The 12,113-nt window shown below is 55.3% G+C and carries 10 protein-coding genes; 8 read left to right on the forward strand and 2 right to left on the reverse strand.

Annotated elements, in window-relative coordinates:
* Nucleotides 1-75 precede the first annotated feature (75 nt).
* The 3 genes from EHN06_RS10445 to EHN06_RS10455 are packed head-to-tail and all read left to right on the forward strand — an operon-like array spanning nucleotide 76 to nucleotide 2,268.
* Nucleotides 76-996, forward strand: a complete 921-nt coding sequence (locus EHN06_RS10445) for an ABC transporter ATP-binding protein (protein WP_127332529.1) — start codon at nucleotides 76-78, stop codon at nucleotides 994-996.
* Nucleotides 997-1,021: 25 nt separating this feature from the next.
* On the forward strand, nucleotides 1,022-1,783 hold the full coding sequence (locus EHN06_RS10450; RefSeq protein WP_265936888.1) for an ABC transporter permease: 762 nt from the start codon (nucleotides 1,022-1,024) through the stop codon (nucleotides 1,781-1,783).
* Nucleotides 1,780-2,268, forward strand: a complete 489-nt coding sequence (locus tag EHN06_RS10455) for a DUF192 domain-containing protein (protein ID WP_228257268.1) — start codon at nucleotides 1,780-1,782, stop codon at nucleotides 2,266-2,268. The genes EHN06_RS10450 and EHN06_RS10455 overlap by 4 nt, the downstream gene beginning before the upstream one ends.
* Nucleotides 2,269-2,323: 55 nt before the next feature.
* Here EHN06_RS10455 and EHN06_RS10460 read toward each other — a convergent pair whose 3' ends face one another.
* Both EHN06_RS10460 and EHN06_RS10465 read right to left on the reverse strand, forming a co-directional pair.
* Entirely contained in the window at nucleotides 2,324-3,325 is a 1,002-nt protein-coding gene (locus EHN06_RS10460) for a choice-of-anchor P family protein (RefSeq protein WP_127332530.1), read from the reverse strand.
* Between the two features lie 329 nt (nucleotides 3,326-3,654).
* On the reverse strand, nucleotides 3,655-4,440 hold the full coding sequence (locus EHN06_RS10465) for an enoyl-CoA hydratase (RefSeq protein ID WP_127332531.1): 786 nt from the start codon (nucleotides 4,438-4,440) through the stop codon (nucleotides 3,655-3,657).
* Nucleotides 4,441-4,669: 229 nt separating this feature from the next.
* Between EHN06_RS10465 and EHN06_RS10470 the strand changes: the two genes are divergently transcribed.
* From EHN06_RS10470 to EHN06_RS10485, 5 genes are all read left to right on the forward strand, one after another.
* A complete protein-coding gene (locus EHN06_RS10470) occupies nucleotides 4,670-7,270 on the forward strand; it encodes a DUF6351 family protein (RefSeq protein WP_127332532.1) in 2,601 nt (866 codons plus the stop codon).
* Nucleotides 7,271-7,379: 109 nt separating this feature from the next.
* Complete coding sequence (locus tag EHN06_RS21165) at nucleotides 7,380-7,523, forward strand: hypothetical protein (RefSeq protein ID WP_164735601.1); 144 nt, start codon at nucleotides 7,380-7,382, stop codon at nucleotides 7,521-7,523.
* A gap of 22 nt (nucleotides 7,524-7,545) precedes the next feature.
* The gene (locus EHN06_RS10475; protein ID WP_228257269.1) at nucleotides 7,546-8,424 is read left to right on the forward strand and encodes a DMT family transporter; all 879 of its coding nucleotides are present in this window, start codon (nucleotides 7,546-7,548) and stop codon (nucleotides 8,422-8,424) included.
* Nucleotides 8,425-8,625: 201 nt separating this feature from the next.
* Nucleotides 8,626-9,912 carry an ATP-grasp domain-containing protein gene (locus EHN06_RS10480; RefSeq protein WP_206075644.1) on the forward strand — a complete coding sequence of 429 codons (1,287 nt, stop codon included), beginning with the start codon at nucleotides 8,626-8,628 and terminating at the stop codon, nucleotides 9,910-9,912.
* Between the two features lie 31 nt (nucleotides 9,913-9,943).
* Nucleotides 9,944-11,956, forward strand: a complete 2,013-nt coding sequence (locus EHN06_RS10485; protein WP_127332534.1) for a CocE/NonD family hydrolase — start codon at nucleotides 9,944-9,946, stop codon at nucleotides 11,954-11,956.
* Nucleotides 11,957-12,113 lie beyond the last annotated feature (157 nt).

Consider the following 12,113-nt stretch of genomic DNA (forward strand, 5'->3'; position numbering starts at 1 on the left):
AACGCAAAGGTTTCTAAAGCACTGCCAGTCGTGAGAAAATACGGCGCTTTGATTCACCACCAACAGGAAACGCCAGTGCAGCCGGACATTTCCGTTAAGCACCTGAACAAAGTATACGCCGATGGATTTCGGGCCCTGAAGGATATCAACCTGGACATCACCCGAGGTGAGATCTTTGCGCTGCTTGGCCCTAACGGTGCGGGTAAAACGACGTTGATCAGCATCATCTGTGGCATCGTCAACCTGACCAGTGGCGAAGTGAAAGCTGCCGGGTACGACATCGTGCGGGAATATCGCAAGGCCCGGGAAAGCATCGGGCTGGTCCCCCAGGAGTTGAACACTGACTCCTTTGAAACGGTCTGGGACGCTGTCTCATTCAGTCGGGGCCTGTTTGGTAAACCGCCAAAGCCGTCGCATATCACGAAAGTCCTGAAGGACTTGTCTCTCTGGGATAAACGACACAACCGCATCATGTCCCTTTCCGGAGGCATGAAACGCCGGGTAATGATCGCCAAGGCACTGTCCCACGAACCCAGAATCCTGTTTCTGGACGAACCCACCGCGGGGGTGGACGTGGAACTCCGCCGCGACATGTGGGACATGGTTCGCCATCTTCGGGAAGACGGTGTGACCATTATCCTCACCACTCACTACATCGAAGAAGCCGAGGAAATGGCGGACCGGATCGGCGTTATCCGCGAAGGGGAAATCATCCTGGTCGAAGAAAAGGACCGGCTGATGAGCAAACTCGGTAAAAAGGAGTTGCGGTTGCAGCTTCAATTGCCACTGGAAAAAGTGCCGGGCGAACTGGTGCTGGAACCGGTTGAGCTGTCCGAGGACGGGTACGAACTGATCTACACCTTCGATTCCCAACAGGAACAGGCCGGTGTTGCCCGCTTACTTCGCACCCTGGGAGACATTGGCATCGAGTACCGGGACCTCAAGACCCGGGAAAGTTCACTGGAAGAGATCTTCGTCGGCCTGGTTCACGATTAGCAACGCCGACACACTGGAGCAACCCATGAATCTCTATGGTATCCGAGCAATCTATAATTTCGAGATGGCCCGCATGCGCCGCACCCTGATGCAAAGTGTGGCCTCACCGGTGATCTCGACATCGCTGTACTTCGTGGTCTTCGGATCTGCCATTGGCAGCCGCATGGGTGCCATCGACAACATCAGTTACGGCGCCTACATTATCCCGGGCCTGGTGATGCTTTCGCTTTTGATGCAAAGCATCTCCAATGCCTCCTTCGGGATCTACATGCCGAAGTTCTCGGGCACCATCTATGAAGTGCTCTCTGCTCCTGTATCCTATGTAGAAGTTGTACTGGGCTATGTGGGCGCCGCTGCCACGAAGTCGGTTATTCTCGGCCTGATCATACTGGCCACCGCCAAACTGTTTGTGGATTACAGCGTACTGCATCCGTTCTGGATGTTCTTCTTCCTGGTGGTCACGTCCATCACTTTCAGCCTGTTCGGCTTTATAATCGGTATCTGGGCCGATGGGTTTGAAAAACTGCAGATTATCCCGATGATGATCGTCACCCCGCTGGTGTTCCTGGGCGGCACCTTCTACTCCATCGATATGCTGCCGGAGATCTGGCAGACCATCAGCCTGTTCAACCCGGTGGTCTATCTGATCAGTGGCTTTCGCTGGGCCTTTTACGGCGTATCCGATATCCACGTGGGCATCAGCGCCGGCATGATCCTGGTGTTCCTGACGGCCTGCATGGCGACCATCTGGTGGATCTTCAAAACAGGCTATCGACTACGTTCATGAGCAGGATGGCTTGGGCTCTGATCACGGGCCTGTTCGTACCCTGCCTTGTTGCTGGGGAACTCAAAGCAGAGGAGCCACTACCATCCCGCGAGGCCTGCCTGATGACGGATCACCGGATCATCCCGATTACGGTGGAAATGGCAATCACGGAATCCGAACGTCGTAAGGGCCTGATGGGGAGGGAGTCTCTGGCACCCGATACCGGCATGCTGTTCCTCTATGATAAACCCAGAAGCCCTGACCATGGGTTCTGGATGTACCGGACACTGATTCCCCTGGATATCGCCTACCTGGATCAGGAGGGCACCATCAAGGCCATCAAACAGATGGTGCCCTGTCGGTCGACATCGGGTTCGGACTGCCCAGTGTATCGGGCTGGCGTGAGCTTTTCTGCCGTGCTGGAAATGAACCAGTTCTTTTTCCGGAATAACGGCATTTCGGTGGGTCATCAACTCTCGACCAGCGAGTCCATCTGCAAGCCTTGAGACATCGAAGGCCGGTCCAGACTACTTCTGGCCCGGGCCGGCCAAAGCATGGTGGCTATTTCTTCTTACCTCCCTTGTTGCCCTTAACTTCGTCGTCACCGTCTACCTTGCATGACGTCGGTTTGTGGAGCTGGATATTTCCGCCCTGGCTCAGTGTTCCACTGGCCGAGTAACCGGAGTCACAATTGATGCCGAAGGTATCGGCTCGTCCAGGCTCTCCATTATCTGCAACGGTTACGGTGCAGAAGGTCGCGCCGCCGTCATCAGCAACGTAATCCAGTTCGCGGGTTGTGGCATCGATAATACGATAGTCGACGACGGAACTGCCCCGCACATGGTGGCCCGGTGCAACCAGATTAAAACGGCCTTTCATGTCCCCATTGGGGAACACGCCACCGTTCATACCGAAGTTCACCCGTTGACCGTATTCATCGAAGAAGAAGCCACCGCCGGTGACAAAATCCGCTGCTGGCGGGCATTCACCATCTGGCCCACTACCACAAACCAGACCTGCCTCGGCTCGAGAGACGACAACTTCAGCCACCGGTTGACCCAGGGCATCAAGAACTTCTACGCGCAATGCCGTTACGGTAATGCTCTTGTCTGTCTCCACCTGTTCATTGATCGTCACCTTGATCAGCCCGCCAATATCCAGAGTCTGGTTTGGCTTGCCGCTTGCTTCAATGGGCATGCCATTGATTGTGAGCCCGATGATGTCGGAGTATCCCGACAGAACCGGTGATCCATTGGCACACTCCGCCGAAGCAACCGCCTGAAGAACCGTCGCGCTGATACTCAGATCGACGCCCAGGGAAGACAGGTCCAGCCCGAGTCCTGCGGTAATGGCCATGGAATCGGTACGGTTACCAGAGCCAACGGTGGTGGCATGCAGCACGCTCGCCTGAACCACCCCTTCATCAAAGTTGATCAGGGACTCATCCTTGCTCCCACCGCTGCTATCGAGCTGGCCGGTATCGGAGAGCACGATTCTTTCGTTGAGAAGCAAGAGATTAACAGACACGTCCAGCGCGGTTGCGCTACCGATGTAGGACGGCATCACTGAGTCTTCAGATCCGCCGCTTTTAGCATTATTGGGTTTGGAGTTAGCTAAAACCGTAGCAGAAGCAAGACTCATTGCAATGGCTACAACTATCGCTATCCCCGCTTTCCCGAGTGTTGCAGTATCTGAGGTCATTTCCACTCTCCTTGTTGATTCTTATAGTGTGGTTACTATCCTGGTTTCCCAAACCACATTATGAGTATTAGTGCTAACAAGTGGGGCGCGAAAGACGAATTTAACCTATAGAATGGCCAAAGTAGTACAGATGTACATAAAAGGGATACATCACCTGTTAGAACATGCACTTAACAGGCTACACAGTTTTATCAGCAGTCCTTCCACTCCGGCTTACGCTTATCCAGAAACGCGCAGATACCTTCCTGAGCATCGCCTGCAGCCAGGTTATCGCTCATGACTTGTGAGGTATAGTCGTAGGCATCCTCAAGGCCGAGTTCCAGTTGCCGGTAAAACGCTTCCTTCCCGACCTTCAGGGTGTGGCTGGACTTGTCAGCGATAACACGCGCCATGTTGTACACCGTCTCATCCAGCACCTGCTCATCCACCACCTTGTTCACCAGCCCGATCTGTTCCGCCCGTAGCGCGCCGACCATCTCGCCGGTCAGCAGCATTTCCATCGCATGCTTACGGTGAACATTGCGGGACAAGGCCACCATCGGCGTGGAACAGAACAGCCCGATGTTGACCCCCGGGGTGGCGAAACGTGCCGTATCCGCTGCAACCGCCAGATCACAACTGGCCACCAGTTGGCAACCCGCGGCCGTAGCTACGCCCGCCACCCGTGCGATCACCGGTTTTGGCAGGTTCACCACCTGTTGCATCACTTTGCTGCACAGGTCAAACAGGGCTTTCTGTTGTTCCTGCTGCCCGAACTGCTCCCGTATCTCCTTGAGATCGTGACCGGCACAGAACACCCGGCCACTGGCGGCGAGCACCACTACCCGGGTATCCGGATCGTCGGCCAGGGCATCCAGACGGTCAGACAGAGCCCGCAGCATGGCCATGGACAGGCTGTTGCGGTTCTCCGGCTGGTTGAGGGTCAGTGTTGTGATGCCGTTGTCGGTGGTAACCGTAATCATCTCTTCCGCAGTCATGGCGATACACTCCTCAGGATTTTCTTCAGTATTCCGGGCCGCTACCGACAAGTCGAGCCGACTTTCGTCGGGATATCCCGGGTTATCGCCCGACACTAATGTGATCCGGTTCACAAAAGTGACGCCCCCCAACGTCCTTCTGGCCAACGCCCGGCAAGCAGAACTTATGGTTTTATGACCACAACAAATAGTGACAAAAGATCACAAACAACAACAAAAAGAGGTAACCATGAGACTAATCAAACACGCCCTGCCCGTCGCGATCGCAATAGCACTCACCGGCTGTGGCGGCGGTGGTGGCAGCTCCGACACCGGCTCCGATGACACGAACAGCGCGGTAGGTTCAGAACAGCAGGAAGTGGCCGACCAGGGTGCAATTCGCGTACTGTCCAACCGCGCTGACCTGATCAGTGGTGGTGATGCCCTGATAGAAGTGGCCTCGGCGAATCTGAAAGGCGTCAAAGTCCAGCTTAACGGCAAAGACATCAGTGATGCCCTGACCCCCATGGAGAACGGCACCCTTCGTGGCCTGATTACTGGCCTGGAGCTCGGCGACAACGAGCTGAAGGTTATCCTGGGCAAAGGCGGCGTGCTGCGCAAAACCATCACCAACCACCCCAAAGGTGGCCCGGTATTCTCTGGCCCCCAGGTTCAACCCTGGAATTGTACCAACGCCAATGCGGTGGATGACAAGTGCAACCAGCCTGCGGAATTCGAACTGAAGTACGTGCCGAAGTCGAAGTTTGACCTGTTTGCCGAAAGCTTTGACCCGCAATCCCCCGGATTGCCGGGTGCCTTCCTGCCCTACAATCCCGAGAACCCGCCACCGTCCGAGGATATTGCCCAGGTCACCACCGATGAAGGCGTCACGGTTCCGTACATCGTAAGGGTTGAGCGAGGCGTGATGAACCGGGACCGTTATCAGGTCATGTCCCTGTTTCAGCCGGACCAGGAATGGACCGCGTTATCGCCACAAGAGCAGTGGAATGGCAAGATCCTGATTCACCACGGTGGCAATGTCGGGGTCAGCTACGGCATGGGACACCCACCCAATGGCGATATCGCCGGCACTGCCCCCGACGGCGCCGAAACCCTTCTCGGGGACAGTATCTCCGTTGCCCTTGCCCGCGGGTTTGTAACCCTGTCCACCGCCCAGGCCAACCTCGGTCATAACGTCAACCTGGTGACGGCGGCGGAATCCCTGGTGATGGCAAAGGAGCACATCGTCGAGCAATATGGCCCGGTGCGTTACACCATCGGCACCGGATGTTCCGGCGGCGCCATTGCCCAGCAGCACATTGCCAACGCCTACCCGGGTATCTACCAGGGCCTGATCGTTCAATGCTCCTACCCGGATGTATGGACCACCGCCACCCAGTTCGCTGATTACAACCTGTTGAACGAGTATCTCGGTAACCAGGTGTCCGAAGACCCGGCGGACCTTCTTTCCTTTGTCGAAAGCCTGCTCACTTCGCCCGTGTTTGTGGTCCAGTGGCCAGCGCTTTATGGACATTTGCCAGTCAACCCGGTCGTTTCCGACCTGGCCTTCTTCCCGTCGGCGGAACCGGATCAGGAAAACTGTCCTGGCCTCGCGGGCCAGGCCGACGTGTACGATCCGGAAACCCGCCCCGACGGCCTGCGCTGCGGCCTGATTGATTACATGGTCAACCAGTTTGGCGAACGCGCGCCGGAGGCATGGTCCCCCAATGAGCAGTTGCTGTCTCGAGGGTTCGCGGGCATCCCACTCGACAACACCGGCGTGCAATATGGCCTCAAGGCCCTGCAGGAAGGCGTCATCACCGGTGACCAGTTCCTCGCCGTCAACCGCGATATCGGCGGGCTGGATGTCGATATCAACTACCAGCCGGAGCGCACCGTGGCAGATCCGGAAGCCTTGGAGAATTCTTATCGCACGGGCGCGGTCAACACGGCGGAAAACCTCGCCAACGTGCCCATCATCGACCTGCGCGGCCCGGACCCCGGTATTGCCCACGATGCCTTCCACTCCTGGCAGGTAAGAGCCCGGCTGCAGGAAACCCAGGGCCACGCCCGCAACCACGTGATCTGGTACGGTGCCTTCCCGCTGGCCGGTGACACCATCTTCACCACCGAAGCGCTGCTTGTCATGGACCAGTGGCTGACCGCCATCGAAGCCGATGGGGAAACCACCCCGGTTGCGAACAAAGTCATCGCCAACAAGCCGGTTACCGCAAGGGACCGCTGCCTGTCGCTGTCAGCTCCGTTCTCGGAAGAAGGCCCGAAGGCCCCATACACCGGTAATCTGCTTTACCCGGAGCCGCAGATCGAAGGGCTCGATTCGGACCAGATTCCCACATTCCCCGCCGAACTGGGCCAGATACTGGACGTCGCCACCGGGCAAGTCTGTGGCCTGAATCTGGGTGAACTGGGGCTTCCCGAGACGATCACCGACCCACTCCAACCCATTACGGACGAAGTGGTGAAAGTCCAGGAACTGGTCGTCCAGACACGCTTTGGTACACCGCGTACCGTTGCCGGTGACTCCATCACCACACTGAACAACAAGTGCCAGCTCAAACCCGTTGACCCGGCGGACTACCCGGAGAATCCCCTTACCGGCGTGAGTAATTCTGACGACTTTGCCCAACAAGTGGCGGACATATTCCCCAACGGTGTCTGTGATTACAGCAAACCGCCGGTAGGGAAAGTCCCCACCCTGACCTGGTTGCAGTATGGCGATGAGAACACGGTGACTACCGGTGGCGAACCATTGCCCACCAGAAATGAAACAGTTGCCGGCTGGGCATCCCCGGCGTTCGGGGTCGATCTGAACCCAAGAACCAACCTGTAATCCCACCCTCCATGCAGGGGCGGTTCCAACTGCCCCTGCATTGGCTTGCTATCAGCGCCCCTCACCGACAAGATAAGGGTAACCAGGCCATTTCTAGGGAGGGACTATCGTGCAAAAATCCACAATCCTGAAAATCGTTGTTGCCATCGCCATCATCGTAGGCGGTATCTTGATGGTGATGAGGGACGACCCTGCCGTTCCCACCGGAGACATCAACACCATCGAGCCGTTGCCGGACCAGGACAGCCAGTAGCGCACGCCGGGAAACAGGCCGCGTGACCGTGGAACCAACCCGCATCAAAGGGCTGACCATTGCAGCGCTGGGTGTGCTGTTTATTACGCCGGACGCACTCCTCGTGAAAATAACCTCCGTCGAACCGGTCGTGTTCCTGTTTTGGCGGGGTCTGCTGCTGGCCTTCAGCTTTTTTGCTATCAGCTGGCTCAGGTACCGCTCTCAACTGGTAGCCGAAATCCGCAAATGCGGCCGCAAAGGCCTGTTCTGCGCAAGCGCCTTCGCCATAAGCACGCTGGGTTTTGTGGTGGGCATGAAAAACACCGCCGCTGGCAATGTCCTGGTGATCCTCAATACCGCACCGGTGATTGCCGCGGTAATTGCATGGGCGGTGTGGAAGGAAACCCTGCCCCTCCGAACCTGGGTTGTCATTCTCGTCTGCGTAGCCGGCGCCACCTTCATGGCGATTGGCGAATGGGGCAAGGGCGATCCATTGGGTTTGATGATGGCCGCCGTTGCCGCCACCGCCCTTGCCTCCAACCTCAACATGGCCCGCTCCCAGCCGGACAGCGATATGAGCGTGATGCTGATGTTCGGCGCCCTGGTGCTGGCCGGAGTGGCCGCGTTGGCCGGCGGCGCGCAAATGCTTTCCCTCCGCGACGGCTTCTTTATCGCCCTGCTCTGCCTGGTGTTTCTGCCCATGGCCTGCATTCTGATCCAGATCGGCCCCCGCTACATTCCGGCCGCGGAAGTCAGCCTGATGCTACTGCTGGAAACCGTGCTGGGCTCCTTCCTCGTCTGGCTGTTCCTCGGCGAAATACCACCCAACCTCAGCCTGATTGGCGGTGTGATTGTATTCTCCACACTCGCCATTCACGGCTGGATCGAAGTAAGAAGGTACCGGCGGGCGACTCGGAGTTGATATACCGGGTGGCCACCATCACCTTGAACCAACACACCATTTCGCCCATCGACAATCAAAAAACTGGTAACGTGCAGTTAAAAACCACTGCTCGCGAAAACACCTTTGGAGTGCCACAGCAGTTCACAATCAGCATTGACACATGCCGCAACCAGCGGCTATTAGATAAGGATACACACCAAAGGTGACATGGAAAGGTCAATGAAAAATGTTTTTGTTTTTGGAGCCGATGACTTCAATCTGTCTCAAATTCAGGCTATTGATGATCAAGGTAAATATAGGTTTCACAGGCTTTACAGTTATCAGGAGGTCAAGGCAGGACCAGAGTTTCCTGTACAGCAATTGTACACGGGGGCGCTTAGAAAGCTGGCAAATTTCGTAGGGTCGATTGATGCAATCGTGGGCTATTGGGACTTTCCGGTAAGTACACTGCTCCCACTCCTCAGAAAGCCCTATCACCTGCCCTCCCCGAGCTTTGAATCTGTCCTTAAGTGCGAACACAAATACTGGAGTCGTTTGGAACAGAGCAGGATCGTCCCAGATCATATTCCCGACTTCTGTGCTGTTGATCCTTTCTCGGATGACTACCGGGCACAAATAACCGTCAATTATCCGTTCTGGATTAAGCCAGTTAAAGCAGCCTTTTCTTACCTGGGATTCAAAGTACGAAATGGCGCAGAGCTGGATCATGCAATTGCGCGAATTCGCGAAGGCATACCTCGTTTTGCAACCCCGTTTAATTATTTGCTTCAGTTCGCAGAGCTTCCAGACGATATTGCCGCGATTGATGGTAACCATTGCATCGTCGAAAGCATCATATCCAAGGGGCGCCAGTGCACATTGGAAGGTTATGCTTACGCAGGCGAAGTGACCGTGTATGGTGCCGTGGATTCCTTTCGCGAAGGTAAACATCGGTCCAGCTTTTTCCGCTATCAATACCCATCCACCATTCCTCGCCGTATTCAGCAACAGATGATGACAATTTCCGAAACTTTTTTAAGGCATATCGGCTTCGATAACGGTCCCTTCAACATCGAGTTCTACTGGGATAGGCGCAACGACCAGATATGGCTTCTGGAGGTCAATACTCGTATCTCAAAGTCCCATTGCCCCCTGTTTCAGAAAGTCGATGGAGAGTCTCATCACAAAATAATGGTCGAGCTTGCCCTCGGCAAGCGGCCAGACTTCCAGCATCGTCAGGGAAAATACCGGGTCGCCGCCAAATTCATGTGGCGGGTTTATGACGATGCACGAGTAACAGACGTACCGAGCCCCAAAAGGCTTAAAGAACTTCAATCGCAGTTTGTTGATGTCGACCTGCAGTTACACATCAAATGTGGAGACATATTATCTTCACTGAAAGATCAGGATAGCTACAGCTTCGAGGTTGCTGTCTTCTTTATTGGTGCCAACTGCCAGAAAGAACTGTTGCAGAAGCACCGCGACGTCAAAGCAGCCATTCATTTAGAGTTTGAACCATTGGATTGATCAACAACGCCTCGGCGACAGGAACCACACCATGAAAATCGTCGACAATCTTCCCGAGCAAGTCCGCCATATTGAACATCAATGGATTCCAATGCATGACGGCACACGGCTTGCCGCGCGTCTATGGATACCCGAGAGTGCGTATAACGTTCCGGTTCCTGCAATATTCGAGTACATTCCCTACCGGAAACGGGATGGATCAAGATTGCGTGATGAGACTATGCACCCCTATTTTGCGGGCCATGGTTATGCCTGTATTCGGGTAGACATTCGCGGCAGTGGCGACTCGGAAGGCATCTTGACAGATGAGTACCTGCAGCAGGAACTGGACGACGGTGTGGCGGTCCTGGACTGGCTTGAGGAGCAACCTTGGTGCAGCGGCGAAATTGGAATGATCGGCATTTCATGGGGCGGATTCAACGGACTGCAGATAGCCGCTATGCAACCGCCTCAGCTAAGGGCTGTTGTCAGCGTTTGCTCCACCGATGACCGCTACGCCGATGATGTCCACTACATGGGTGGCTGCTTGCTGGGTGACAACCTGTCCTGGGCATCTACCATGTTTTCCTACAATTCCTTGCCTCCTGACCCTGAAATCGTTGGTGGCCGCTGGCGCGAGATGTGGTTTCAGCGGCTAGAAAATAGTGGTTTGTGGTTGGAAACCTGGCTACAACATCAGCATCGGGACGCTTACTGGCGGCATGGCTCGATCTGTGAGGACTTTTCCGCAGTTAAGATCCCGGTGATGGCAGTTAGTGGATGGGCGGACGGTTACTCCAACGCAGTCTTTCGGTTATTGGAAGAATTACCCGGGGAGCGTATCGGACTGATCGGCCCCTGGAGCCACAAATACCCTCACATCGGTGTCCCGGGGCCTGCTATAGGCTTCCTGCAGGAATGTCTGCGATGGTGGGAGCAATGGCTCAAGGGAAAAGAAACCGGCATCAGGGACGAGCCAATGTTAAGGGTCTGGATGCTGGATAGCATGGCCCCGTCAACGTCGTACCATCAACGTTACGGGCGATGGATAAGCGAAGGGGTCTGGCCACCGAAGAGCAGGCAGGAGCGGATCTACAACTTTTCACCCTACCGACTTGTTGAGACAAACGAAGACTCCGAGGACGTGGAACTGACGCTGCAATCCCCGCTGAGCAATGGATTGTTCGCCGGAAAGTGGTGTTCTTACAGCAATACGCCGGATCTGCCCCATGATCAGCGGGAAGAAGATGGGGGCGCCTTGACCTTTACATCGGAACCTCTGGAGGAAGCGCTTGAAATTCTGGGCGCTCCCATCGTTGATCTGGAACTCTCGGCGTCACAGCCAGTAGCCATGATTGCGGTACGGTTATCTGACATGCGCCCTGACAACAAAGTCACAAGAATTTCTTATGGCTTGCTCAACCTGACTCATCATATTAGTCATGCGTCACCGGAACCGTTAACACCAGCTCAACGATATCGAAACCGGGTTCAGTTGAATGGTATCGCCCAGACCCTCCCTCGCGGACATCGAATTCGTATTGCCATCTCGACCTCATACTTTCCTCTAGCTTGGCCCCCCCCAAAATCAACACAGTTAAAAATACATACCCGGGGCTGCCGTCTGGCACTGCCAGTGCGGTCTCCGCGAGACGAGAATATTCGATTCCCGGATGCCGAAATGACGGCCAGCGGGAGGAAAAAGCAGTTCCGTAAAGGTCGACACGACTGGCGAGTCATTCGCGAACTGGATCGGGACATTTCGACACTGGAAGTCATAAATGACAACGGGATTTACTATCTGGAAGACGTGGATCTGACGATCGAACACTGCGTAAACGAGTGGTACAGCTACCATGCTGACGACTTTAGCTCTGCCAGGGGGGAAACTCTGAGCACCAGGGCTTACCGGCGTGGAAATTGGCACATCAAAACGGTCACCCGAACCACACTGACGTGTGACGAGAAGAATTTTTATCTCGACGCGGAACTTGATGCCTTTGAGGGCACGCGACGAGTGTACTCAAGAAACTGGAACCGTATTATCGCTCGCCAACTAGTGTAGTGCACGTGGCACCTGCCCCACAGGGCTCAGAGCCTCTCATATTTTGATTTTAATGGTGCCCGGAGCCGGAATCGAACCGGCACGGCCTTGCGGCCGAGAGATTTTAAGTTATTTGCGCCCTTCTTTGAAGAGATTGGACGATGTTTTAATAAGCACT

The organism is Marinobacter sp. NP-4(2019) (assembly GCF_003994855.1).
GTDB lineage: Bacteria > Pseudomonadota > Gammaproteobacteria > Pseudomonadales > Oleiphilaceae > Marinobacter.